Genomic DNA, 25,522 nt, shown 5'->3' on the forward strand with positions numbered 1-25,522 from the left:
TTCTCCTATTCTGCTGCGGTGGCTGTCGGAACAAAGTCCGGCGTGTCGGTCGAGGTGTAGTCGAAGGTCACGTCCTTCCAGACATCGAGCGCCTGCTGCAGCGGCTGGCAGTGGCGCGCGGCGTCGCGCAGGATCTGTGGTCCTTCACGCAGGATATCCCTCCCCTCGTTACGGGCGAGCACCATGCATTCGAGCGCCACGCGGTTGGCCGTGGCACCGGCGGCGATACCCATCGGATGCCCGATCGTACCACCGCCGAACTGCAGCACGACGTCCTCGCCGAGGAGGTCCAGCAACTGGTGCATCTGTCCGGCATGGATGCCACCGGAAGCGACCGGCATCATCCGGTTGAGCGATGCCCAGTGCTGGTCGAAGAAGATACCATTCTCCAGCCTCATCGGATTGAAGTCCTCGCGGCAGATGTCGTAATAGCCGCGGGTTGTTGCGGGATCGCCTTCCAGCTTGCCGACAACGGTGCCGGCATGGATGTGGTCGACGCCCGCAAGCCGCATCCATTTGGCGATGACGCGGAAAGACACGCCATGCGTCTTCTGCCGCGTATAGGTCGAATGGCCGGCGCGATGGAGATGCAGGATCATGTCGTTGCGGCGCGCCCATTTCGCCATGGACTGGATCGCCGTGTAACCAATGACGAGATCGATCATGACAACCACCGAACCGAGCTCCCTGGCAAACTCGGCGCGCTCATACATGTCCTCCATGGTGGCGGCTGTGACGTTCAGATAGGTTCCCTTGACCTCACCGGTCTCGGCCTGGGCCTTGTTCACCGCCTCCATGCAATAGAGGAAACGTTCGCGCCAATGCATGAAGGGCTGCGAATTGATGTTCTCGTCGTCCTTGGTGAAATCGAGCCCACCCTTCAGCGCCTCATAGACGACGCGGCCGTAATTGCGCCCCGAAAGCCCAAGCTTCGGCTTCACGGTCGCGCCGAGCAGCGGGCGGCCGAACTTGTCCAGGCGTTCGCGCTCGACGACGATGCCGGTCGCAGGTCCCTGGAAAGTCTTCACATAGGCGACGGGGAACCGCATATCCTCCAGCCGCAACGCCTTCAGCGGCTTGAAACCGAAAACGTTGCCGATGATCGAAGCGCTGAGGTTCGCGATTGAACCCGGCTCGAACAGGTCGAGGTCGTAGGCGATATAGGCGAAATACTGCCCTTCGCCATTCGGCACGGGATCAACCCGATACGCCTTTGCGCGGTATTTCTCGGTCGCCGTCAGGCGGTCCGTCCAGACCACTGTCCAGGTCGCCGTGGAGGATTCGCCCGCGACGGCTGCCGCCGCCTCGATAGGATCGACGCCATCTTGCGGGGTGATCCGGAAGAGCGCGATGACATCGGTATCTTTTGGCTCGTAGTCGGGCTCCCAATAGCCCATCTTTTTATATTCCATCACGCCCGATCTGTAGCGCGCCGCGCCTTTGACGGTTTCGGATTTGCTGTCCATGGCTTGGTCCTTTCGTTGTCTTCCGGACCGCCGCTCAGGCGGCTTCCGCGGTTGTGATCTGCGGATCGAGCTCCCCGGTGGCATAGCGGCTCGCCATCTCGTCCAGGGGAATGACCTTGATTTTCGAGGCCTTGCCAGCCGTACCGAAACGTTCGAAACGGTCGCGGCAGAGATTGCGCATTGCCTCCATCGCCGGCTTCAGGAACTTGCGCGGGTCGAATTCCTCCGGATGTTCCGTCGCGATCCTTCGCAATTGCCCCGCCATCGCCATGCGGCAGTCGGTGTCGATATTGACCTTGCGGACCCCATGGCGGATGCCGCGCTCGATCTCCTCGACGGGAACGCCATAGGTCTGCGGCATCCGCCCTCCGAAACGGTTGATGATGTCCTGCATCTCCTGCGGCACCGAGGAGGAGCCGTGCATGACGAGATGCGTGTTCGGCAGCTTGCGGTGGATTTCCTCGATCACGTCCATCGCCAGGATGTCGCCGTCCGGGGCCCGCGTGAATTTATAGGCGCCGTGAGACGTGCCGCAGGCGATCGCCAGCGCATCGACACCTGTGCGGGCGACGAAATCGACCGCCTGATCGGGGTCGGTCAGAAGCTGGTCGTGCGACAGGGTGCCTTCCGCGCCGTGACCGTCCTCGGCCGCTCCCGTGCCGCTCTCCAGGGAACCCAGAACACCGAGTTCCCCTTCCACCGAGACGCCCACCCAATGGGCAATACGGGCGACCCGTTCGGTGATCGCTACATTGTATTCATAGGAGGCAGGCGTTTTAGCATCCGCTGTGAGGGAGCCATCCATCATCACCGACGTGAAACCGTGGCGGATCGCCGTCATGCAGGTCGCTTCGTCACTGCCATGGTCCTGATGGACGCAGACGGGAATGGCCGGGTAGATCTCCGTCAGTGCTTCGATCATACGCGCCAGCATGATGTCCTTCGCGTAGGAGCGAGCTCCTTTCGACGCCTGGAGGATGACGGGCGCATCGCACGCCGCCGCCGCCTCCATGACCGCCAGCCCCTGTTCCATGTTGTTGATGTTGAAGGCCGGAACGCCATACCTGTATTCCGCCGCATGATCGAGCAGCTGCCGTAATGTAATGCGGGCCATTGGACCTGCTCCTTTCTACCGATCTGTCCGGTCTGTGCTCGATCCACGGGCAGCAAACTCAAGCGCTGCTTCCACGACGGCCTCGGCGGTGATGCCGAAATGATCATAGAGTGCGGCAGCCGGAGCGCTCGCTCCAAAGCCATGCATGCCGATGAAGACGCCGTCTTCCCCGAGATACCGGTCCCAACCGAGGCGCGCCGCCGCCTCTATGCCGATCCTGGGCGCCGTCCCGAGCACGGCCTTGCGGTATTCGGGCGATTGCTGTTCGAACAACTCCCAGCAAGGCATTGAGACGACCGCGGCGGCAATGCCGTGTTGGGCCAGCAGCTTGTCGGCCGCAACACAGGCAATTTCGACCTCGGAACCGGTCGCAAGGAGAGAGAGGGCGCGTGGCTCCGAGGTCGCGCGCAGGATGTAAGCTCCGCGCGCGGAAAGGTTTTCTTCGCTGTTTTCCGAACGAGCCATCGGCAGGTTCTGGCGCGACAGTACGATAAGACTCGGCCGATCGCGTTCCTTCAGCGCCTGCTCCCAGCACTCCGCCGTCTCGACGATGTCGCAGGGACGGAAGACGTTGAGGTTTGGCGTCGCGCGCAGCATCGCCAGATGCTCGATCGGCTGATGGGTCGGTCCGTCCTCGCCGAGGCCGATCGAGTCATGTGTCATGACGTAGACGACCTGCTGCCCCATCAGCGCCGACAGGCGGATGGCACCACGTGCATAATCGGAGAAGACGAGGAAGGTGCCGCCATAGGGAATGAAACCGCCATGCAGGGCAAGACCGTTCATCGCAGCCGACATCCCGTGTTCGCGAATACCGTAATGGATATAACGTCCGGCGTAGTTCCCCGGCCTGATAGGCTCCATCCCAGCAGTCAGGGTGAGGTTGGAATGGGTGAGGTCCGCCGAACCACCGATCGTCAAATCCGTCGCGGCGTTGATGACGCCGAGCACCATTTCCGAAGCCTTGCGAGTGGCGACCTTCGTTGCCTTCGTCTGATGCTCCCGGCGAAATTCGGCAAGCGCGTCGAAAAGCGACGCCGGGATTTCCCGTTCGATCGTCCTGAGGAACGCCCGGCCTTCGGGAGCCGCGGCAACCCGATTGAGCCATTTACGCCGTTCCGCAGCCCCACGCACGGCAACTTCGCCCCAACGATCCAGGATGGATTCGGGAATGTGGAACGGCGCATAAGGCCAATTCAGCTGCTGCCTTGCAGCAGCGATTTCGCTCTCGCCAAGCGGCGCTCCGTGGGTTTTCTCCGTGCCCTGAAGATTCGGGGCGCCTTTGCCAATCACTGTCCGGCAGGAAATGAGAGACGGTTTGTCCGAACCCCTTGCCCGTGAAATCGCGCGACCGACCGCGTCGAAATCATGACCGTCGATCTCTTGCACATCGAAGCCTGCCGCCTGAAAACGGGCAAGTTGGTTCATCGAGGTCGAGAGACTGGTGGGACCATCGATTGAGATCGAATTGTTATCCCACAGGACGATCAGCCGCGACAGCTTCAGGTGGCCGGCAAGGTCGATCGCTTCGTGGCTGATGCCCTCCTGCAGACATCCATCACCGGCGATGACATAGGTATAGTGATCGACGAGCGCGTCGCCGTAACGCGCATTGGCAATGCGCTCGGCAAGCGCCATGCCGACGGCCGTGGCGATGCCTTGGCCCAATGGCCCCGTCGTGGTCTCGATGCCGAGCGTATGCCCAAATTCGGGATGTCCGGCGGTCGTGGCGCCCAACTGGCGGAACCGCTGCAACTCCTCGATCGTCATATCCTCATAGCCGATCAGGTAATGAAGCGCATATTGCAGCATCGAGCCATGACCCGCCGAAAGGACGAAGCGGTCGCGATCGGGCCATTTGGGATCGGAGGGATCGATTTTGATGAAACGGCCGAATAGGACCGTGGCGACATCAGCCATGCCCATAGGCATGCCCGGATGGCCGGAGTTGGCTTTTTGAACAGCATCCATGGCAAGCGCCCTGATAGCATTCGCCATGTCCTGTTCCGTTACGATATCGGACTCGATTATGTCCTGCGGCTGAAGTTGCGTGTTCATCGCTTTCATCCTCACGAGGCTCGGTTCTTGCGTTCGATCAGTTGCATGATCAGAGGTGTCAGGATCAGCTGCATCGCGAGATCGAGCTTGTTTCCAGGCACCACGATGGAATTGGCGCGCGACATGAACGAGTCGTGGATCATCGACAGCAGATACGGGAAATCGATGCCACGCGGTCTCGCGAAGCGGATCACCAGCATCGATTCGTCAGGGGTCGGAATCCAGCGCGCGATGAACGGATTGGACGTGTCGACGATCGGCACCCGCTGGAAATTGATGTCGGTCAGCGTGAACTGCGGCGTGATGTAGCGGACATAGTCCGGCATGCGCCGCAGGATGACGTCCATGACCGCCTCCGTCGAATAGCCGCGCGCTTCGCGATCGCGATGGATCTTCTGGATCCATTCGAGATTGATGACGGGCACGACGCCGATCTTCAGATCGGCATGGCGAGCGAGATTGACCTTGTCCGTCACCGCGCAGCCATGCAGCCCCTCGTAGAAAAGCAGGTCGCTTTGCGGAAAATCGCGCCATTCCGTGAAGCTCCCCGGCGGAACATTGTGGTGTGCGGCCTCCTGTTCATCGTGGATGTAGGTGCGGGTGCGGCCTGTGCCGTACCGGCCATATTCCTCGAAGACGGATTCGAGGATTTCCAACTCGTTGGCTTCCGCATGGAAATGCGTGAAATTCGGGTTGCCGTTCCTCTCCTCCTCGGCGACCTTTTCCTTCATGGCCTGCCGGTCGTAGCGGTGAAATGCGTCCCCTTCGATGAAGGCCGCTTCGATTTGCTCGCGCCGGAAAATCTGCTCGAAAATGCGCTTGACCGAGGTGGTTCCCGCGCCCGACGATCCGGTAATCGAAATAATGGGATGTCTTGCCGACATTGCCGCGTCCTCCCGATCAGGCTCTGAAAAGGCCGCGATTGCTGAAAAGCGGCGCCCGTTCAGCGATATTGCTGGGCTCGGTATGGTAGCGGCCGACGCGAGCCACCTCCCGAGCTGAGCCGAAGACCAGCGGAACACGCTGGTGCAGTGCCGTTGGCGTCAGGTCCAGAATGCGGTTAATCGTGTCGGTGGCGGCTCCGCCGGCCTGTTCGATGAGAAAGGCGATCGGGTTGGCTTCATAGACCAGCCGCAGCCGACCCTCACCGTAGCCTCTACGCCGGTCGCCGGGATAAAGGTAAACGCCGCCGCGCATGAGGATGCGGTAGGCATCGGCTGCAACGGCTGCGATCCAGCGCATGTTGAACTCCTTTTCGCGGGGGCCTTCCATCCCTTTCAGGCAGTCATCGACATAAAGCCGGACGGCCTCGTCCCAGTGGCGGTAGTTGGCCGTATTGATCGCAAATTCCTGCGTCCGCGGCGGGATGACCAAGTTTTCATGGGTTTGGACGAACACGCCGAGCTGCGCGGAAAAAACAAAGGCATGGGTGCCGCTCCCGACGCTGAGAACCAGCGCAAGCTGCGGGCCGTAGATGAAAAAGCCGGCGGCGAGCTGGGCGTCTCCCGGGTGGAAGAAGGAGGCGTTCGGCTCGCCGACCGGATCACCAGCCGCTGGGAGGATGGAGAAAATAGTCCCAATCGAGACATTGATGTCGATATTCGAGGAGCCGTCCAGTGGATCGATGGCAATCGCGAGCGGGGCCCTCGGGTCAAGAAGAGCAGCCTCTTCAAGCTCTTCGGAAGCGTAGAGGCAGACAGGCGCCCGCCGCATCGCCTCGATGAACAGGGCATCGGCCAGAACGTCGAGTTCCTTCGGGACATCACCGCCAGGGCCGACATCACCGCGTTCCCCAGATAGGGCCAAACCAAAGGCGCCTTGGTTGATGGTTCTGCCGAGCGTGACCGCTGCCGTAACCAACTGCCGGATCGTCGACGCGGCAGCTTCGGCGAATGGCGCCCCACCCGCGACATGGGAATTCAAAAAGGCATCTAGCGTCGACGAAGTCATGATTTACCCTCCCTGCCCGCTCACTGCCTTCCTGGGCATGGCGGTATCGAACCAAAAAACTCGGATTAAGTAAAATTTATTCCATTTACCTTCTGGATAAATTTCACTAATCTTCAAGCATGAGAAATCTGACGCTCAGACATCTGCGCGCGGCGCAGGAGATAGCGAGGCACGGAACGATCGTCCGGGCGGCCAACACGCTTGGCCTCACTCCGCCGGCGATCACCATCCAGCTGAAGCAGATCGAGGAGGATGCCGGCGTCATCCTCTTCGACCGGACCAACGATGGACTACGCCCTACAGCCGCGGGCCTTGCCTTCATCGATGCGGCCCAGATGATCGAAGAAAGGCTGCGCCAGCTGGACGACGAGATCGATGCCATCAAGGGCGTGCGCGCCGGCACGCTGGCACTCGGCGTCGTCTCGACCGCGAAATATTTCGCCCCCCGCCTGATGGCCACCTTCAAGAAAACCCATCCGGACATCGCCGTCTCGCTGACGATCGGCAACCGGGCGGAAATCATCGCCAAGCTGAAGAATCATGACGTCGACATCGCCCTGATGGGGCGCTCGCCCAGCGACATGCCGCTGCACTCCGTGGTGTTCGGCGATCATCCGCTGGTGATGATCGCGCCGCCGGATCATCCCCTGGCAAAGAGGCGCGATATCACCAAGGAAGAGATCGCCAGAGAGCACTTCCTCATTCGCGAGCCAGGATCGGGCACGCGCATCTCGCTCGAAATCTTTCTCGGAGAAATCCCAGGAAAGCTGGAGGATCTGGGTACTGAAATGTCGTCGAACGAGACGATAAAACAGGCCGTCATGGCAGGGCTCGGCATCGCCTTCATCTCCGCCCATACCATCGCCATGGAACTGGAGTTCGGAAAGCTCGTCACGCTGGACGTCATCGGCATGCCGATCCGCAGGCAATGGTTTTCGGTAACGCGGACAGACAGGACTATCTCCCCGGCGATGAACGCCTTTCAGGTTTTCCTGCGGCAGAGAGGGGCTCAATGCCTGCCTTTCTTCGACAAGCTTTATCCGATGCAGCAGGAACCGGTTTGAATACCTTCGGTCGATCCCGAGCCGGGCAGCCACGGCTCACCCTCGCGGAAACATGATTTCACCCTTGCCCAGAACGGCATTGTCACCGCCCAAACGGGTGGGTTTTGCGCCAAGCAGCGGCCGGTCGAGGATCTTTTCCTCCATCAGATAACGATCGAACAGCGCCGGAAAGGCGATATCGACCCGGCCGCAATCCATGAATGTGGGTGAAAGGTCGGCCGGCCGCCGGTCGAACAGGAGCGATCCGCGCTTCATCAGGTGGCCCGGATAGTGGCCGACGCGGCCGGTGACGACAATCGTCCCGGCAACCATGTTGAGGCCTGCATAATCGCCGCAGCCTTTCAGGAGCGCGATGATGCCGCGCCGCATCCTCTCGCCGGGACGATGCCCTGCCTTGCCGCGCACGATGATGAGACCGCCGGTCATGCCGTGGATTTCACCTGCCATCGGCCCGCCGATCCCCTCGCCTGCATCGCCATTGATCTCGATGCGTCCGTTCTTGAGGCCGGATCCAGCCTGCAATCCGGCTTTGCCCTCGATCACAAGTGTACCGCCGGCCATGCGGCGGCCGGCGCGGGCACCGACATCGCCGTCAACGCGGATGCGCCCTGTCTTCATTTCCGCGCCGACAAAATCGAAACGCCCGCTGCCTCCGGCAAAGACGATATTGGCGGCATCGGCACCGGTAATCTTGAAGATGTCTCCGACGATGGCGGGACTCCGACTGGTGCCGATCGGCAATCCGGCGATTTCGGCCACCGGCATGCCACTGAGCCGGTCGGGGATCAGGCCGGACAGGTCAAGCCTTTCCCCCGGCTCGGAGCGAAGCGTGAAGGTCAGCGGCTTCATGGCAGGAGATCCTTCAGATGATAATGGAACTTGCCGAGCTTGCCGCCGTAGTTTCCCGCGCTGATGCGCAACGCACCGCGCTTGGGCCCGAAATCGATGACGGCCTTCAGCCCGGCCCGCATCGCGGCGTTCACCGCGTCGTTGTTCTCGCCATCGATCACGATCTCCAGGACCGCATTGATCTCCGGGCCAAGCGCACTCTTGACCACACCGCGCAGCGTCGGCGCATAGGCATCGTTGGTCGAAGCCATCATGCCCTTGTACTTGCCGCCAACCTTCGAGCCGGACCGCACGATGCCGCCCGGAAAGGGCATGATCGCACCCGGAACCTTTTCGATCGCCGCCACGGCCCGCTCGGCGGCGGCCAGTGCCTTTTCGGCATCCGCGGCGAGAAGCAGAAAGTTCCCGCCGCCGACCGCATCCTTGGTCAGGCCGGTCTTCGCCTCGCAAAGAAATTCGCCGTCCATGACCGGCACGCGCCAATAATGCCTTCCGCCGAACTTCTTCGAAATCTGCCAACCATCTCCGAAGTAGCGCAGCGACGAACCGAGATCGAGGGAGGCACTGCCTTTGAGGTCCGCGAAGCAGGCGCTGCCGGGCGACGTCAGAACGCACTGGCCGAGCCTCGTCTTCAACTGCTTCTGCAGATCGTCGGTGCTCATCGCGAAGATCATCACGCGGCAGCCGGGACGCCCGTCCGGCGTCTCCGATGCCGGAATGTCGATGTCGATCGCCGCTTCGCAACCGCAACCGATGACGGAGGTCGCAAAGCCCGTCATGGTGACGGCCGCCTGACGCGCCCATTTCAGGGTCGGCGCCGTGATGATGATCGCGGTCGCCCGCATGCCGAACGCTTCCGCGAACGTGTCATCGATCACAATGCCATTACGGGTCAGCTCCTGCATGCGACCTCCGCAAACGGGTTTTCGCGAGAAATCGCCGAATCCGGGAAGGTGAACCAATCGAGCGACAGCCCGTAGCGGTCCTCGTGATAGGCTTGCATACGTTTGACGATCCCTTTATCGGACGGCGGATTGAGCCGCAGCGCCCTCCCCCAGCGATAGTGCGTCACCACGCCGTCCTGAACGACCAGATCGCCGTTCTTGAACACCAAAGCGGCGTCGCGGAACATCTTCTGGACATCCTGCCCCTTCCGGTAGACGGCAATATCCGCGATCGCGCCGGGACCGAGATGACCGCGATCATCGAGCCCGAGCAGTTTGGCGGGCGCCCCTCTCGTCATGACGGCGACCTCATCAAGCGTATATTCGCGCGAGATCGAGGCAAGCGTGGTCAGCTCCAGCGCGGACTGGTCGAGTTCCGCCATCTTCGCGTTGCGGACATCGCGGCGCATCAATAGCTCGAAAAGTTCCGGATAGGCCGTGAAGGGAGCACCGTTTGGATGGTCGGTGGTGAAGAAGACCCGCCAGGGGTCGTCGATCAGCAGGAAAAGCTCCAGCCCCACCGCCCATTGCAGCGAACCATAAAAATCCTGGCGATAGCGGTAGGGCACGATCCCGCCGCCATTGCCGTCCCCATCGAAGAGAACGGATTTTTTCGGACTGGCGGTCCGCATTCCGGAATATTGCCTGATGACGTCAGCAGAAATCGTCACGGTCTGCCCGAACATCACCTGCCCGACATCGATTGTCACATCCGGATTGCCGTTGACCAGTTCGGCCAGACGGGCGGCCTCCGACGAGAAGCCACGTTTTCCCTCCGTGCCGTAACCGTAGAACTGCAGGTGCGCGAGATGGAGCGGCCGACCATTTGACGCGCCGATTGTCTCAGCGGCCGTCGCGGCATTTCCCGCAACTCCAAGGTTGTTGGTATGAACATGGAGGGGATGGGGGATACCGAGACGACCGACAGAGGCCTGCAGCACCTCCACGATCCTGCGGGAACTGACGCCGTAGGAGGGGACAACGTCGTCGAAGGAGAAAGTGCGGATGTTCTCCTTGAAGGCGGCCGAGGCGCCGGCATTGATGACCTTCACACCAAGCGCCCTCGACCTCGATACGGTCCAGGCCACGTAGTCGTCGATCATTGCCGACGAGGCATTGTCGCGGATCATCGACAGGAGGAAATCGTCGTTGCCGAGGATCGCCAGCGTCGCCTTGTCGATGATCGGGATGTCAGCTAGCTCCATATGGGTATGCAGCGCGTTCGTCGGCGACATGGCCGGTTCGACCACGGTCGTGAACCCCATCTGCGCGTAGAGGCACCCCGTCCGGAACGTCGACCACCCAGCATTCGAAAGCGGCGTATGTTGCGGCCGCTTGAGATGCGCGGCGTGTTGTTCCGGCAGCAGAAGACGCGCAGTATTCACATTGCCGCCGCCGATATGGGAATGAATGTCTATCGCCCCGGCCATGACGAAGCAGCCTGAAAGGTCATAGGTCTTGTCCGCCTTCTTGGAGACGGGTTTCTCGACGACGATGCCGTCCTTGATCCAGACATCGCGCTTGCCCGCCAAGCCGTTGACCGGATCGATCACTTCTCCCCCTGCAAGACGGATCAGCATGAGGCCACGTCCTCACCCTGCAAGGCATGCTGAAGCTGCTCGACGATCGCGTAAACACTGGGAAGATCGGACGGTGCTTTTGCCGCAGCGGACCTCAAGGTTCCGATGCGGCTCGAATAAACCACGCCATCATGGTCGAGACCCGCTTTGCCGATGCGGATGGCAACCGCTGCGCCGGCTACCGGCCGGTCGCTTCTCGTCAGCACGATCGTCGGCAGGCCGCTACGCCTCGGCGGGTCCACATCATCACGCTCCGAGACCCACAGATGCAGATCTGCCTCCTTTCCGGCTATCATCCGATCCACATCGCAAAGCCATGGGTCATAAACTGGCGATCCGCTCGAAAAGCCGGTTCGCGGCGGGAATCCCGTCATCCAGGTCGATGCGAGGACCATGCCCCAAGCAGCGTCGTCGGAAGGCAGGAAAAGAGCCGTCGCACGCTGTTTTTTATTGATGTCGATGAGCATGCCCTGCAGCATCGTGAGGCTGGCGGCATCTCCGAAATGAGAGAAGACGAAAACGGGAAAACCCGCGTTCGCCACCGCCCCCAGAAAGGCGTCGATATTGTCGAGCACAACAGATGCTTTTCTCGCAGCCAGTGATGCTCTGAGAACCCCAAGCACCGCATCGATGGGAAGATCGGACGAACCGGCGTCGACAACCTTCGCCCGTCGTCGCAATTCGCCGCTCAGGGCCGCAGTCGCCCTGCCCTTGATGTGAAACCAGCGTCGCTTGCCAGACCGAGGCAGGTCCGGCGTCGTGGCCGCAAGAGAAAGAAGCAGATCGTGATGAGCGGCAGGAACATCTCCGACGACGACAATCACATCAGCGCGACGCTGTACTTCCGTCGCCGTCCCAAAGAACCCGCCGATATCCGTATGCAGAGCGACCTGATGAACGAGATCGCGACCGTTCACATGGTCATAGGTCGCCCCGACCTGCTCTGCCAACGCTATCAGGCAGCGGCATCCATGGATGTCCGAATCGAGGGAGAATACCGGGCAGCGGCTTTTTGCCAGAAGCTTTGCCGCCTGCTCGATTGCTGCCGGCAAAGGAACTGTTCGGCTGCCGATCCATGCAACCATCACACTCCGAAACTTTCTGGTGCCGACCTGAATTTATCCGTTCTTCGCCAAATGTGAAGTCCATCCGGCGAAAAATGCAGTCAGCTATCGTATTTCAAGTACGCAAATCGCTGATCGGTATTGGGGGTACCTTCCAGAGCCCCACCTTCCTTGCCTGGCTCCCACTGGACGACGTCCTCAATCTTCCTGGCGAGTTCGAAATCCTTGTCGGTAACGCCTTTTGCCGCATGATTCGTCAGCAAGACCTCCACCCAGGCGTAGGATGCCTTGATATCCGGATGATGCCATGCCGCCTCTGCCAGATGGCCGACGGTATTGATGACCATCAACGTGGATTTCCAGCCATGCGTTTTGTATTTGCGGCGAATCCAGCCGTTTTCGTAACGCCAATGCGGAAGCTCCGCCTGCAGTTTCGAGACGATCTCGTCCTCCGAATAAACGTGCTCCCGTCTCCGTGCCGTCTCGTCGCTCATCGCAGATGCTCCTCGTTTCTTTCACCCGCCGCTTCACGCCGGCTTGCGCCGGTAGCAAAATAGGATAACATGAACTGAGGGCCCGATTATCAAAAAGTTCAGAATTGAACCGATGTCGGACTCCGTCTCCATTCAAGTTCCTGGCCGCTTGCACCTCGGATTTTTGGATATCCCTGGAAAGGACAGCTCGCGCTTTGGAAGCATCGGCCTGCCTCTCGATGGCATATCAACCAGGCTGGAAGTATCGAGGGCGACGAGGACCAGTGTTCATGGCAATGAGAGCGCCCGCGTATTCTCGCACCTGGCGGCTCTCCGATCCCATCTCGATCTCGCCGATCATCATCAGATCACCGTGTTCGAGACCATTCCCGCTCATGCCGGATTGGGATCCGGGACCCAGCTCGCGCTCGCCGTTTCGGCGGCTCTTCGGACATTGCACGGTCTGCCGTTTCGCGTCAGCGACGATGCCGCCTTTCTCGGGCGCGGCGCGCGATCGGGGATCGGCATTGCGGCTTTCGAAGAAGGCGGTCTCATTTTTGACGCCGGCAAGGCCAAGGACGACCTGACGCCGACCGTCATTTCCCGCATCCCGTTTCCGAACGAATGGCGCATCATCCTGGTCCTGGACAGCAGCGCCCAGGGCATTCACGGAGACGCAGAAATCAAAGCCTTCCGCACACTTCCACCGTTTCCTGAGGAGAGCTCCGCTTCGATCTGCCGCCATGCGCTGATGGAGATCATGCCTGCCTTGATTGAGAAGGACATCGCGACGTTCGGCAATGCGATCACGGCGATCCAGCAGAAGCTCGGCGATTATTTCGCGCCGGCTCAAGGCGGGCGTTTCGCCAGTCGGGCGGTAGAGGAAACGCTCACGAGGCTTGCTGAATGTGGCGCAGTGGGTATCGGACAAAGCTCCTGGGGGCCAACAGGGTTCGCTTTTGCTGAATCGCAGGTTGCGGCCGAACGCATCACCGCCGCCTCTGCGCTGCAGGATACCCAGACGACGATCCGTATCGTCGCCGCCAGAAACAATGGGGCGACGATCACGCGAAAGACAAAACCAGCCGAATTTGAGCTGGCATACAAGAACCGCTGCTAGGGGAGGCAAAGCAATGGGCCGGAAAACCATTCTTCATATGCTCACGCCGCTGAGACAGATGAGCCCCTTCGACGTCAACATGGCTCTTGATGCGGGTTATGATCATGTCATTCCCTACACGGATGTGGCGCTCGCCGACGTGACCGGCCTCGTTCAGGATGCAATCTTCTCGCGCCCACCGGATGCCGGTGTCTCCACCGGTGTTTTCATTGCCGGGCGAGATACCGTCCTGGCGCTCGACATGATCGATGCCGCGAGAGCGGCAATGGTGCCTCCCTTCGAAATTTCGGTTTTTGCCGATCCCGCCGGTTCGTTCACGACGGCTGCGGCAATGGCGGCCAAGGTCGAGGCGGCGCTCAAAAAACTGCATGGCCGAAGCCTTGCCGGAACAAAAGTGACGATTTTCGGAGCGACCGGCGTCGTCGGTTATTGCACGGCCGTGATATCCGCCAAGGAAGGCGCAGACGTCACGCTGGCGGGCCACGACGGAACGAGCCGCGTAGAAGAGATAGCGAAAGCCATCGAGGCCCGTTTTGGCGTCACGGTGACGGCGGCCGATGGCTCGACGGAAGAGAAAAAGACGGGCTTGCTGCAGGAGACCGAGGTTGTCCTGGCCGCAGCAAAAGCCGGCGTCAGAGTAATCTCGGCTGGGCAACTTCACTCGGCGACGCATCTGCTCATCGCGGCGGATGTCAATGCCGTACCGCCCTCGGGTATCGAAGGCCTGGCGGCCAATGCAAAGGCCGATAAACTGGGCGAGACATCGGCGATCGGCATCGGTGCTCTCACCATCGGAAACCTTAAATACAAGACTCAATCCGGCCTGTTCAAACAGATGATCGGCACCGAAAAACCGGTCATCTACGATTTCCAGGATGCTTTCGCCCTTGCCCGCAGCATCGAAAAATAGCCCTGCCATCCTGATCGCGGCCATTTCCGGCCGGTCACTTGCCGCAGCAGCGCGCCGCGCCGGTTTCAGACCGCTGGTGGCCGATCTCTTTGGCGACTCCGATACTGTCGCTCTGGCTGAGAGGACTGCACAACTTCCCGGCAGCATACGCGATGGAATCGACGGCGGAAAAATAGTCGACATCCTGATGGGGCTGGCACGAGAGGAGGAGCCGGTCGCACTGGTATATGGCTCAGGTTTCGAGCGTAGCCCCGACATCCTCGATATGCTCGCCCAAACCTTTCGGATTGCCGGAAACAGTGCTGCGACGATACGCGCGGTCAAGGATCCCGCAGGCTTGTCTCGCCTCTGCCGGGATCTCGATATCAGGCATCCGGCAATCCGCTTCTCCGCGCCGGAGCAGAACGGCTGGCTTATAAAGCTCGGCGGTGGCGCCGGAGGCTCGCATGTCCGGCCCGCAGGGGCGGCAACCCTGGAGAATGGCTATTATTACCAGAAGCTCGTCCAGGGCAACAGCATCTCGGCTCTCTTCCTGGCGCAGTCGGGAAGCGCCCGTATCGTGGGCTTCAGCCGGCAATGGTCCGCGCCCTCACAGTCTTCGCCCTATCGCTACGGCGGCGCCGTGCGGCTTAGGCGCTTCGACCGTGACAAGAAAAGGCAGATCACCGGCTGGCTCGACAAACTGACGAAGCGCACCGGCCTCGTCGGTCTCTGCAGCGCTGATTTCATCGATGGGCCGGACGGCCTGCACCTCATCGAAATAAATCCACGGCCGGGCGCAACGCTCGATATCTTCGACAGCGAAGAGGCACCGCTGCTCGCCGCGCATTTGAGTGCCGTGCGGGGCGAGAACATCACGGTGCCGACCTATCGCGGAACGAAAGCTTCGGCAATCGCCTACGCACCCTATGACATCTCCCGTTTTCCCCAGATCGAATGGCCTAACATGACGGCCGATCACCAGAACCCGGGATCGACGCTCTGCGCCGATGACCCTGTTTGTACCGTCCTGGCTCAGGCACGATCCGCCGCCGCAGCCGAACGGGCCGTGAAACGTCGTGTCAACGAAATGGCGGAACATTGGAAGGAAGGTTTCCAATGATGAACGGCAAAGCCCACCTCAATAGAAGTGCCCAGCGCATCGTAGATCGGATCATTGCCGATGGAGAGCGGCTAGGCATTACCCATACTCGCGGAACGCTCGGAGAACATCTGATCGATGCCGGCGCGGACAGTCCCGGCGGGCTCGAAGTGGGGCTGCGGATGACGGAAATCTGCATGGGCGGCTTGGGGACCGTCTCCATGGCGCTCGATCGCCACAATGAACAGTGGCCGCTAACTGTCACAGTCCATTCCTCGCAGCCGGTCCTTGCCTGCCTCGGCAGCCAGTACGCCGGCTGGCGCCTCACGCACGAGAAATATTTCGCCATGGGCTCCGGTCCTGCACGCCTTCTGGCACGCGTGGAGCCGTTGTTCGAGGAAATCGCCTATAGCGAAACCGACGCTTCCACATCCGTCCTCGTGTTGGAGGCAGACAAACCTCCTCCCCCCGCCATTGTCGAGAAGGTGGCGGCTGCGACCAGGCTGGCGCCTGAGGCCCTGACTTTCATCTATGCCCCGACACAAAGCCTTGCCGGCTCCGTGCAGATCATCGGCCGCTCCCTGGAGGTCGCCCTTCACAAGGCACACAGCCTCCACTTCCCCCTGGACAACATCATCGACGGGGCGGGATGCTCGCCGGTTCCGGCTCCTCATCCCGATTTCCTGCAGGCCATGGGGCGGACGAACGACGCTATCATCTATGGTGGGCTGGTGCAGCTGTTCGTTCGTGGCAGTGCATCCGCCGCACGCGAACTCGCCGAGCAACTGCCGAGCAACAGGTCACGCGACTACGGGCAGCCTTTCGCGGAAACCTTCAAGAAATTCAACGGCGACTTCTACGCGATCGATCCGCATCTCTTCAGCCCGGCCGAAGTGATCGTCACGGCTGTCGAAACCGGTGAGACTTTCCGTGCCGGCGAATGGAACAGGCAGATGCTGGAGCAATCTCTTGGCTGAACAGATAGCAATCTCCGATAAAATTCTCATCGTTTCCGACAAGCCCGACAGTCAGGTGAAACAGCTACGGCGCTCCTTCCGAGAACTCGGTTCAGAGACGCTCTTCTGCCCGCTTGCCGATATCGCGTTCGATACGCGCTACCCTTCGGGCATCGACATTCCGGCACTCGAAGGCGCTCTTCCGGCAGGGGTGATCGTCCGCTCCATCTCCGGCGGCACTTTCGAAGCGGTCACGCGCCGCCTCGGCATCCTGCACGCCCTCACGCATCTCGGAGTACCAGTTTGGAACTCGGCCAAGGCGATCGAGCGCTGCGTCGACAAATCGACAACCACGTTTTTTCTCGCGAATGCAGGCATCCCGACGCCGCAGACCTTCGCCGTGGAAGGTCCCGACAATGCCAAAGCCATCGTCGAGCGCGAGGTGTCTCACGGTCCGCTCGTGCTGAAACCGCTCTTCGGCTCGCAGGGGCGCGGAATCAGCCTCATCCGTTCGATCGAGGACCTGCCCGATCCTGATGATGTCGATAACGTCTATTACCTGCAGCGTCTGGTCGTGCGGAATGGGCCACCCTATCGGGACTACAGGATATTCGTCAGCAACGGCGAAATCCTCGGCATGATGGGACGCTGCGCCGACGGCTGGATCACCAATATCGCACGCGGAGCAAAGGCGGAATCTGTCGCAGGGCCATTGCGTCAGAAGCTTGAGGAACTTGCGCTTGCCGCGACCTCGGCCATCGGCACCGACTTTGCCGGCATCGACATCGTTCAGGGGTGCGAAGGCAATCTCCTCGTGCTGGAAGTCAACAGCATGCCCGCCTGGACCGGTCTGCAATCCGTCGTTCCCGTCCGCATCTCCGATTGCATCGCCCGGGCAATGGTCGAGCTTCTCAATCCTGACATCAAGGAAAGACCTGCCGCATGACGCTGACGCGGCAGCAGATCATGATCGCCTATCTCGGCGCTTGCCGGGCCGAGATCGAAGCCTTGAAACCCGGCAATGTCCATCGCTTCGCCGATGGCCACCGGATGACCGCGACCCAGTTCATTGAAAGCGCCGAGGTCAGCGCGCCGCTGGTTTGCGAACCACGAACATCGGTCGGCCGGCGCATTCTCGGCGCAGTGACGGCGACGCGCGAAAAGGTGGGAACGAACACCAATCTCGGCATCCTCCTGCTCTGCGCACCGCTCGCCAAGGCCGCCGAAAGCGCCACGACAGACTTCCGTAAGGACCTCGTCCGGACATTGGACGACCTGGACGCCGACGATGCGCGCGACGTCTTCGCCGCCATCCGGTTGACCAATCCGGGAGGACTTGGAAGCGCCGAAGAACAGGATGTCCGGGAGGAGCCGACCGTGTCCCTCCTCGAGGCAATGGGCATGGCCGCCGACCGCGACATGATTGCGAGACAATATACGACCGGCTTTGCGGACATATTCACCGGCGGCCTGTCTGCATGGACGGGAGCGGCAGACAGGGGCGAAGAGGACATGTGGCCGACGATCTTCGTCTACCTTCATTTCCTGTCGTCATTTCCCGACAGTCATGTCGGGCGCAAGCACGGCATCGATCTCGCCGAAGAAATCCGGAAAGAGGCGGAGATGATACGCCGCACGGTAACAGACGAGATGAACCCATCGAGGCGGGAAAAGGTCCTGCTGGCCTTCGACAAACAGCTCAAGGACATGGATATCAATCCCGGAACCTCCGCCGATCTCACCGTGGCCACGCTTTTTGTCTGCAAGATGAACTTCGGCTTGCATAATCCCGACTTAAATGGTTGAATTTGATCGGCGAACAAATCTTACTCGCTGCTATCTGGCCAACCGACCCAATCAAAGGGTGCTGCGAACAAGGATAGCTGTCCATCGAGCGCGTGTCTCGTGTGGTACGGCTTCTTTGGACGAACGCATTTTTGACCATACGGTACAAGGGAGGAATTGGCCGTGGCAAAGATTAGCAAGGTAATGGTTGGTGAGTCTCTCGTTGGTGAGGGAAATGAAGTCGCTCATATCGATCTTCTGATCGGACCGCGCGGAAGTGCCGTGGAAACGGCATTCTGCAACGCACTCACGAACAACAAGGACGGGTTTACATCGCTGCTGGCGGTCATCGCGCCGAACCTGGCATGCAAGCCTAATACGATACTGTTCAACAAGGTCACCATCAAGGGTGCAAAACAGGCCGTGCAGATGTTCGGCCCGGCACAGCACGCAGTTGCAAAGGCAGTGCAGGACAGCGTTGCCGAAGGCATCATCCCTGCGGAAGAGGCAGACGACGTCTTCATCTGCGTCGGCGTCTTCATCCACTGGGAGGCCGAGGACGATGCCAAGATCCAGGACTATAACTACCGGGCGACGAAGGAAGCGATAGAACGTGCCGTGACGGGCAAACCGACCGCAGCGGAAGCAACCGCTCAGCGGGACACCGTCAAGCATCCTTTCAGCGCTTAGACAAGCAGCAACCCCGCACAGAGCGAGTCGCCCGTGGAAACAGGCGGCCTGTTGCGCCGGTTGTCGAGGCTTCTAGGCTTCAGCAGCGCGCCGTCTTCAAGCGCGAACCGTTGAGGATGGCAACGCTTCGGGTTCGTATCGAAAGAATGGAGTGGGAGGTTGAGCATGCGCTCATCCCCGCTCCACAATCAAAGCCATATTGAGAGGCTGTGTACCCGAGAGAAGAGGCAAAAACTTCTTCTCTCGGATATATTTTACTTATCCATGAAAGCGGAGATTTCCGCCCCGTCGAGCTCACCGCTATGCAACGAGGTCGCAACGAGAGCGCCTGCAATACCCATGCTGTACAGCCGTTCCAGGTCATCCACGTTGCGGACACCGCCCGCCGCGATGATCTCACGGTTTCCGGAGGCATCCTTGATGGCCTGCAGACGATCGAAATCGGGTCCGCGGCGCGCTCCCACCTTGTCGAGGGTCATGACAATCACCCGTTTTGGCCAAAGGTGAGGATGCGAAAGGATGGACGGAGGCCCCAGGAAGGCACCGCCACGAAAATCGAGGGAGAGGATCAGTCTCGGATGCGTGCCGAACGCGCCGAGAACATCCGTATCGGCCTGGCTTTCCGAGCCAAGAACCGCGAACGTCTGCGAATCTGCAAGCACCGCTCCGACGTCCTTCGCCTCTCGAAAGCCGGCATCGAGCCAGACATCGGGTTTCGGCCGCAGAAGAAACAGAGGGTCGGCGGTCGCGGAAGGGCTCGAGCCCTTCTCGATGGCATCGAGATCGGCCACATAGAAAACCGGAAACGGATGGATTCGGCGCAATCCTTCGGCGACGCTTTCGATCGTCGGCGTCGGGCTGAGTGGCGTCTCAATGGGCTTATAGCTCTCGCGCATGCCCATCTGCGCGCGCACCACAAGGCCGTCTTTGACGTCGAGAACTGGAATGATAAGCAATGATCAAACCTCGGTAGAAACGATGACTCCCATGAAAGCCGGAACTGCGGGAGAAGAAAAGGAAACAATTATCGGTTGGGACATCGGCGGCGCGCATTTGAAGATGGCGCGGGCCGAACACGGCCAGATTACGCTTGCCACGACCCTCAAGGCATCGATGTGGCTCGGGCTTGACCAGGTGCGCGAGGCGCTGAATCGGTTGCGACCGCTTTTTCAAAGCAATGCCACCCATGTCTTCACCATGACAGGCGAGCTGTCGGATGGCTTTCCGTCACGAGAAGACGGTATTCGCGGTATCCTGGACTTCATCGATACAGAGTTCGGCCGCGACAATGTCCGTATCTATGCCGGCCGTGCGGGCTTTGTCGATCTTTCCCATGCCTACGATCTCGGCCCCGACATCGCCTCGGCCAATTGGCATGCAACGGCTGAATTGAGTGCGAGGACGGAGACGGACGGCCTGTTCGTCGACATGGGGTCCACAACCACCGACATCATTGCGTTCCAGAATGGAAAGCTTCGCAACGCGGGTTATTCCGACGCGGAGCGCTTGTTGACCGGCGAGCTCGTCTATACCGGCTTCACACGTTCCGCGCTGATCGGAATAGCCGAACGGGTTCCTGTGCGCGGCACGATGACGCCGCTGATGAACGAATACTTCGCCAACACCGCCGATCTGGGGCGCATTCTCGGAACTCTGGACGAGGCGGACGATCATTATCCCGCCGCCGACCGTAGAGCCAAATCGCTTGCAGGCTCCATTGGGCGCCTCGCCCGCATGGTCGGCCGCGACAGCACCGATCTCGACGAAAGCGAATGGATCGATATCGCCCGCTGGTTCAGCGAGCATCAGCTGCGCATGATCTATAACGGCGCATTCATGGTCGCCGGCAATGCCCGGCTGAACCCGGCCGCTCCCATCGTAGGGGCGGGGATCGGCCGCCCGCAGATCATGAAGCTCGCCAGGCGCCTGGAGCGGCCCTATGTCGATTTCGGCTCCCTCATCGCATCCTCGCAGGAAGCTCGGGACCACGCCAGCAAGGCAGCACCTGCCGCCGCCGTTGCCCTGCTCTGGTCCAAACGCGAAAAGCCATAAGGACGGCCTTTTGCTCGCGACCTCCCGACAAACGCTTCAATGCGTGGCACGGTGGGCGTTCACCCGTTCCATCAGCCAATCCCAGGCCTGCCGCTCGTCCGCCCCGGCCGTCTTCTCGATCGCGATCGTCAGATAAGCGATTTCGGAATCGATCTTTTCCTTCGGCAGCATTTGCAGCCTGCTCACCAGGATCGCGAGTTCCAGAACAGCGGCCTTGGCGCGGTTCATTCCCGTGAAGGGTGCGTGCGTGGCTTCGGCAACGACCTTGCAGAAATAGCGGGGGCGTATCTCGTCCTCTTTGACGGAGGCGACCTGCAGGACGGAATGGCTGAGCGCCGCCTGCAGACGCGGGACCGGGCAGCCTTCCACCGCAACGACCGGCCAGTCCCGCCGCCCGGTGAGGCAGCCTGCGAAAATCCGCATGTCATCCGTATAATTGGCGATGGCGAAAGGCACGGCAGTGAGGTTTTCAAGCGTCGTGGAGGGCCGGAAGGGCGCGATAACCCAGCCGTCATCCTGTGCGATGATGCCGAGCGGGGCGATATGCACGCGCCCTTCGGCGCTCACCGTCGTCACGATCGTTTCCCGAATATAGGTCATGAGCCTTCCTTCTTCGCCCGGAGCGTATGCCCGGCCTCGGCAAGCCGGGTGCGATCCTCGTTTGTCCGAGGACTCGCCACACCCCAGGCGAGTGGTTCGTCCTGCGAATAGCGTTTGCCCAGCTTCCAGGCGATTTCCGCCTTCATCAGTTCTGCGCCAAGATAGAAGGCATGCGCACCGTCCTGCGCGACATTGAGGGAAGGAAAGAGATCGAAAGCATCCTTCGCCGTCCAATGACCCTGATTGCTGAAGACATGAATGCCGTCCGGAGCGGTCATGATCCGAAAATTGGCGTCGCGCACGGTCTCAGCCAGCGTATCGATATCCGCAATGCTGCTGGCGAAGGGCGAGCGGTCGTGGATCTGCAGGAGGCCGGCATCGTAGCCGCGCGGCAGAGCATGATCGTTCTTCGCGGCAAACATGATCCGGCGCGCCCGATCATGCTCCTCCACTGTGCGCACCGTATGCGGACTGACGTTGACGACCAGCACATTGGCAATCGCCAGCTCGGAACAGAGGCCAGCAAGGATCGCCGTGACCCCTGACGAGTCCGCGTCCGTCAATTCGGTCAGATTTCCGGTGCCCATCATCATCTCGACATCCGGCCAGCGGCGTCGGGCCTCGATGAAGCGTCCCACAGAGGCTGCAAAGCCGAAATGGATCGGATCGAGAACCGGATCGGCGATGAAGGATATCCCGGCTTTCCGCGCCGCATCGATGGCACGCCCGAGGGAATCAAGCTCTCCCGGCACCGCCGGAACGAGGATGGACGTCACCTCATATCGAGTGGCGATGTCGATGGTCTTTTCGTTGAGGCTCAGGAGATAATCGACGCCGGATCGTGCGGCGAGTTCCAGCTCGCCGGGATTTGCCGAGTCGACGCTGACGGAAAGTCCCTCGGCCTTGAGTCGACCGATCGTTTCCGCCAGATGGAGGAAGGGCGTGTCGGGAAGACAGCCGAGGTCGATCACGTCCGCCCCGGCAGATGCAAGGGCTTTGGCCCGTTGCAGCAGGTCATCCAGCGAAAGGGTCGATGCATCGACGATCTCGGCGAAAATGCGCATGTCGTGGCGCGAGAGGTCGGGCACCTTTCCGGCCCGGCCAAGATAGATGGGTAGGTCCGCAACCTCGCCCGGTCCGCGAACGAAAGGGACGCCGAAGGTATTGCTCAACCGCTCCAGATCCCCTCTGAAACGCCCCGGCAGGACGACCCGGTCCGCTTTCAATGGACGAGGCAGGCGCCGGCTGACGATCTCCTCCGTCATCAGGGCGGCGACCTTCACGCCAATGTCGATGATCTCGTAAGTGAATGGCGTCGCTCCTAGTCCGGCGAGAACATTTGCGAGCCTGGTTTTTGCCAGGTGTCCGGTCAGGAAGACGAGATGCTCAGCCACTGCCCTCGACCACTCCCTTCCGGCGCGCCACCGCCAGTTTTAGATCGGCAAAGGATTCGACGACTTCGGTGTATTCAAAGGCCTTGAGACGTTCGGTGTTCTCCAGATCGATTGGCCGGGGATAAACTTTCACCATTCCGTGCGGCGCCATCGTCTCCAGTTCCGGCGCAGTGTCGCATGCGAATACGATCGACGGCAGACGGCATTTGCCGGCCTGTGCATAGACATTCGTGGCGATCGTATCGGAGATGCCGGCCACGCATTTGGCAACCGTGTTCGACGTCGCCGGAGCGATCACGACGCTATGGTAGACGCCGTGATAGAATTCGCCGACCGGAACAGCGCTCGCCGTCTTGTCGCGCAGCACGCGCGTCGTGTCCGAAAAATCAAGCTTCAGCCCGTACATCCTCAAAACCTCGTCCGCCGCCTTCGTCACGAAGACGTCGCAATGGTCGAGCGATCGGATCAATTCGAAACATTCGACGAAGAAATGGCCCGATCCGGTCAGAACCCAGGCCCAGCGCGGCGTATGAAGCCGCGTCATCCGCGAGTTTCTCCTCCAGCCGCCTCGCGCATCCGCACGCGGCGTCCCGGTATGCGCGTCATAGGCAACTCCGCCAGCTGCAAACGCAGCGATGACGGTCCGGCAATGTACAAGCTTGTCTCCTCCCCAAGCAGTTCCGGCAGCATGGCATCCACCACGCCATTGTCAACCAGCGCTTGCAAGTCCCGGGCGCCCGGATCGACCTGCTTGCACAGCAGGAGATGTCGGCTGTCGATCTGCCAGCACAGCCAGGCGGCAAGCGAGTCGGACGTGACATCCCAGGATTGTGCGATATCGGCACTGCGTGTCATTTGCGAAGGAAGCCATACCGGTACTCCGCCTTCCGCAACGATCATTTCGAGATCATGGAGCGAACGGGCCGGCTGAAAGCGCGGATGCCGTTCGGCAATCACGATGCCGAACTGCTCCATGGCGAGTATGGCCATCTCATGCGCTGCTGCATCCGAAAAATGCATCTCCTTCTGCGAGAAGCGCACCTGATCGGCAAACGGCCCACCGCCGGGGACGATCACCAAGGGCAAGGTCGCCGATGCCAGCACGGCAATCCATTGTTCCATCTCGATGCGACCGGCCGTGCTTCCTCCAAGCTTGACGACCAGCGGCGTCATACCACTTTCCTTCCTCCGTCGCCGGACGCCACGACCCGAAGCGGGTTCGACGACCGGGCGCTTTCCCTTTTCCGCTCGATCTGCACTCCGACACCACCTGGCCCAAGTTCCAGCTTCTCCACCCGCACGACCACACGGGCTACACGCGGATTTTCGAGAATGAATGCGGCTATCTGCTCGACAAGCGTTTCGACCAGGTCGACATGACCTCGTCCGACAATCGCACGGATGCCGTCCATGATGAGGTCGTAGGATACGATATGGTGCATGTCCTTCGGATCGCGGGTTACGCGAAGTACATCCGCCGTGACGTCGAACCGCACCTTCTGAGGCTTGCCGTGTTCGAAACTGTAGGCACCGATATGCACCGGCAGGACGAAATCCCGCACGAAAATCTGATCCGTGCCGAGATCCTCGTCTGCCGAACCGGGAAAATATCCCCGCGCCGCCAGGAGCTTGAGGTCGACGCCGGAAGGCTTTTCGGCGGGCCGGTCTCCAGGAATAAGAGCGCGGATTTTTGCCGTCGCTTCGGCGTCGATATCGCCATTCCGGGACAAGCCTTCGCAGAGCGCGCCGCGGAAGCCCAGATAATCCGGCTTGCTCGGCAGCAGTCTTGGAATGTCCGGCGCTTCCAGCGATCCCGCAAGACCGACCATCAATCCGTGCCGGTGCCCTTCGGCCACGAAATCGGGAATGTGATCAGGCGGCATATGATCCAGCAATCGCCCTTTCGATTTGTCGTCGGTATCCAGCATGATGCCGTAGAAACCGGCTTTGGCGAACGATGTCATGACGTTCTCCTCATATCGATGATCGGCAAAAAGGACGGCGATCAGTTTCTTCCGGCCGGCAATATCTGCCAAAGCCTCCACACCTGCCGCGATGGGAGAGGACGGAAGAAATCCTATCTTGATGAAATCCACCCCTGCCGAGGCTATCTCCTCGACCTTTGACCGCAGCGCCGCGGGATCGCCGGAAAACTCTCCGCAGGCGGCACTGACGAGCCTTTTGCCGGAGACGAAACCGCCCACATCGACGATGTGCCGGATATCGGCCGATCCAAGCGCGCCGCGCGCCGGATCCTTGAGATCAATGATATCCGCTCCCGCCTGCAGAGCGATCTCCGCTTCCTGGCGATTTTGAACACTGGCCAGCATCAACGTCATAGGACGCCTCTCCGCGTACCGCATTTCTCACGG

25 protein-coding genes are annotated in these 25,522 nt (G+C 60.6%); 9 read left to right on the forward strand and 16 right to left on the reverse strand.

Annotated elements, in window-relative coordinates; genetic code table 11:
• Positions 1-5 precede the first annotated feature (5 nt).
• From JL39_RS17515 to JL39_RS17535, 5 genes are read right to left on the reverse strand one after another with little or no spacing between them, the layout of a single operon-like run.
• Positions 6-1,466, reverse strand: a complete 1,461-nt coding sequence (locus JL39_RS17515) for a form I ribulose bisphosphate carboxylase large subunit (protein WP_037153165.1) — start codon at positions 1,464-1,466, stop codon at positions 6-8.
• 34 nt (positions 1,467-1,500) lie between these two features.
• On the reverse strand, positions 1,501-2,580 hold the full coding sequence (gene fba, locus JL39_RS17520; protein WP_037153168.1) for a class II fructose-bisphosphate aldolase: 1,080 nt from the start codon (positions 2,578-2,580) through the stop codon (positions 1,501-1,503).
• A 15-nt stretch (positions 2,581-2,595) separates the two neighbouring features.
• The gene (tkt, locus tag JL39_RS17525; protein WP_052182971.1) at positions 2,596-4,638 is read right to left on the reverse strand and encodes a transketolase; all 2,043 of its coding nucleotides are present in this window, start codon (positions 4,636-4,638) and stop codon (positions 2,596-2,598) included.
• An 11-nt stretch (positions 4,639-4,649) separates the two neighbouring features.
• Entirely contained in the window at positions 4,650-5,522 is an 873-nt protein-coding gene (locus JL39_RS17530; RefSeq protein WP_037153172.1) for a phosphoribulokinase, read from the reverse strand.
• A gap of 16 nt (positions 5,523-5,538) precedes the next feature.
• Positions 5,539-6,588 carry a class 1 fructose-bisphosphatase gene (locus tag JL39_RS17535; protein ID WP_037153173.1) on the reverse strand — a complete coding sequence of 350 codons (1,050 nt, stop codon included), beginning with the start codon at positions 6,586-6,588 and terminating at the stop codon, positions 5,539-5,541.
• Positions 6,589-6,707: 119 nt separating this feature from the next.
• Between JL39_RS17535 and JL39_RS17540 the strand changes: the two genes are divergently transcribed.
• Entirely contained in the window at positions 6,708-7,652 is a 945-nt protein-coding gene (locus JL39_RS17540; RefSeq protein ID WP_037153176.1) for a LysR family transcriptional regulator, read from the forward strand.
• A 36-nt stretch (positions 7,653-7,688) separates the two neighbouring features.
• Here the strand turns inward: JL39_RS17540 and JL39_RS17545 are convergent, their stop codons facing one another.
• The 5 genes from JL39_RS17545 to JL39_RS17565 all read right to left on the reverse strand — a co-directional run bounded on the left by JL39_RS17545 (position 7,689) and on the right by JL39_RS17565 (position 12,583).
• Entirely contained in the window at positions 7,689-8,501 is an 813-nt protein-coding gene (locus tag JL39_RS17545) for a formylmethanofuran dehydrogenase subunit C (RefSeq protein WP_037153178.1), read from the reverse strand.
• Positions 8,498-9,406 (reverse strand): formylmethanofuran--tetrahydromethanopterin N-formyltransferase, encoded by a 909-nt coding sequence (gene fhcD, locus JL39_RS17550; RefSeq protein ID WP_037153181.1) that lies wholly within the window; start codon positions 9,404-9,406, stop codon positions 8,498-8,500. Before fhcD ends, JL39_RS17545 begins: the two co-directional genes overlap by 4 nt.
• Positions 9,394-11,025 (reverse strand): formylmethanofuran dehydrogenase subunit A, encoded by a 1,632-nt coding sequence (locus tag JL39_RS17555; RefSeq protein WP_037153184.1) that lies wholly within the window; start codon positions 11,023-11,025, stop codon positions 9,394-9,396. The genes fhcD and JL39_RS17555 overlap by 13 nt, the downstream gene beginning before the upstream one ends.
• Positions 11,019-12,110, reverse strand: coding sequence for a hypothetical protein (locus tag JL39_RS17560; RefSeq protein WP_052182943.1), 1,092 nt, complete (start codon positions 12,108-12,110; stop codon positions 11,019-11,021). Before JL39_RS17560 ends, JL39_RS17555 begins: the two co-directional genes overlap by 7 nt.
• Before the next feature lie 80 nt (positions 12,111-12,190).
• Positions 12,191-12,583 carry a 4a-hydroxytetrahydrobiopterin dehydratase gene (locus JL39_RS17565; protein ID WP_037153188.1) on the reverse strand — a complete coding sequence of 131 codons (393 nt, stop codon included), beginning with the start codon at positions 12,581-12,583 and terminating at the stop codon, positions 12,191-12,193.
• A gap of 112 nt (positions 12,584-12,695) precedes the next feature.
• Between JL39_RS17565 and JL39_RS17570 the strand changes: the two genes are divergently transcribed.
• The 7 genes from JL39_RS17570 (at position 12,696) to fae (ending at position 19,104) form a co-directional block, all read left to right on the forward strand.
• Positions 12,696-13,682, forward strand: a complete 987-nt coding sequence (locus JL39_RS17570) for a beta-ribofuranosylaminobenzene 5'-phosphate synthase family protein (protein ID WP_037153191.1) — start codon at positions 12,696-12,698, stop codon at positions 13,680-13,682.
• Positions 13,683-13,695: 13 nt separating this feature from the next.
• Entirely contained in the window at positions 13,696-14,592 is an 897-nt protein-coding gene (locus JL39_RS17575; protein ID WP_037153194.1) for an NAD(P)-dependent methylenetetrahydromethanopterin dehydrogenase, read from the forward strand.
• The gene (locus tag JL39_RS17580; RefSeq protein ID WP_037153777.1) at positions 14,570-15,694 is read left to right on the forward strand and encodes an ATP-grasp domain-containing protein; all 1,125 of its coding nucleotides are present in this window, start codon (positions 14,570-14,572) and stop codon (positions 15,692-15,694) included. Before JL39_RS17575 ends, JL39_RS17580 begins: the two co-directional genes overlap by 23 nt.
• On the forward strand, positions 15,691-16,650 hold the full coding sequence (mch, locus tag JL39_RS17585) for a methenyltetrahydromethanopterin cyclohydrolase (RefSeq protein WP_152601156.1): 960 nt from the start codon (positions 15,691-15,693) through the stop codon (positions 16,648-16,650). The genes JL39_RS17580 and mch overlap by 4 nt, the downstream gene beginning before the upstream one ends.
• Positions 16,643-17,575, forward strand: coding sequence for a RimK family alpha-L-glutamate ligase (locus tag JL39_RS17590; RefSeq protein ID WP_244446908.1), 933 nt, complete (start codon positions 16,643-16,645; stop codon positions 17,573-17,575). The genes mch and JL39_RS17590 overlap by 8 nt, the downstream gene beginning before the upstream one ends.
• Positions 17,572-18,435, forward strand: a complete 864-nt coding sequence (locus JL39_RS17595; RefSeq protein WP_037153197.1) for a triphosphoribosyl-dephospho-CoA synthase — start codon at positions 17,572-17,574, stop codon at positions 18,433-18,435. The genes JL39_RS17590 and JL39_RS17595 overlap by 4 nt, the downstream gene beginning before the upstream one ends.
• 162 nt (positions 18,436-18,597) lie before the next feature.
• Positions 18,598-19,104, forward strand: coding sequence for a formaldehyde-activating enzyme (gene fae / locus JL39_RS17600; protein WP_037153787.1), 507 nt, complete (start codon positions 18,598-18,600; stop codon positions 19,102-19,104).
• 254 nt (positions 19,105-19,358) lie between these two features.
• On the opposite strand, the gene JL39_RS17605 is transcribed toward fae, so the two are convergent.
• A complete protein-coding gene (locus JL39_RS17605) occupies positions 19,359-20,060 on the reverse strand; it encodes a HisA/HisF-related TIM barrel protein (protein WP_037153200.1) in 702 nt (233 codons plus the stop codon).
• Between the two features lie 31 nt (positions 20,061-20,091).
• On the opposite strand from JL39_RS17605, the gene JL39_RS17610 reads away from it, so the two are divergent.
• Positions 20,092-21,156, forward strand: a complete 1,065-nt coding sequence (locus tag JL39_RS17610) for a hydantoinase/oxoprolinase family protein (RefSeq protein WP_037153204.1) — start codon at positions 20,092-20,094, stop codon at positions 21,154-21,156.
• 36 nt (positions 21,157-21,192) lie between these two features.
• Here JL39_RS17610 and JL39_RS17615 read toward each other — a convergent pair whose 3' ends face one another.
• From JL39_RS17615 to JL39_RS17635, 5 genes are read right to left on the reverse strand one after another with little or no spacing between them, the layout of a single operon-like run.
• The gene (locus JL39_RS17615) at positions 21,193-21,756 is read right to left on the reverse strand and encodes a DUF447 domain-containing protein (RefSeq protein WP_037153208.1); all 564 of its coding nucleotides are present in this window, start codon (positions 21,754-21,756) and stop codon (positions 21,193-21,195) included.
• Positions 21,753-23,150, reverse strand: coding sequence for a DUF6513 domain-containing protein (locus JL39_RS17620; RefSeq protein ID WP_037153212.1), 1,398 nt, complete (start codon positions 23,148-23,150; stop codon positions 21,753-21,755). The genes JL39_RS17615 and JL39_RS17620 overlap by 4 nt, the downstream gene beginning before the upstream one ends.
• On the reverse strand, positions 23,143-23,694 hold the full coding sequence (locus JL39_RS17625; RefSeq protein ID WP_037153215.1) for a flavoprotein: 552 nt from the start codon (positions 23,692-23,694) through the stop codon (positions 23,143-23,145). Before JL39_RS17625 ends, JL39_RS17620 begins: the two co-directional genes overlap by 8 nt.
• The gene (locus JL39_RS17630; protein ID WP_037153218.1) at positions 23,691-24,323 is read right to left on the reverse strand and encodes a hypothetical protein; all 633 of its coding nucleotides are present in this window, start codon (positions 24,321-24,323) and stop codon (positions 23,691-23,693) included. Before JL39_RS17630 ends, JL39_RS17625 begins: the two co-directional genes overlap by 4 nt.
• Positions 24,320-25,489 (reverse strand): (5-formylfuran-3-yl)methyl phosphate synthase, encoded by a 1,170-nt coding sequence (locus JL39_RS17635; RefSeq protein WP_037153220.1) that lies wholly within the window; start codon positions 25,487-25,489, stop codon positions 24,320-24,322. The genes JL39_RS17630 and JL39_RS17635 overlap by 4 nt, the downstream gene beginning before the upstream one ends.
• Positions 25,490-25,522 lie beyond the last annotated feature (33 nt).

The organism is Rhizobium sp. YS-1r, assembly GCF_000757525.1.
Lineage (GTDB): Bacteria > Pseudomonadota > Alphaproteobacteria > Rhizobiales > Rhizobiaceae > Neorhizobium > Neorhizobium petrolearium.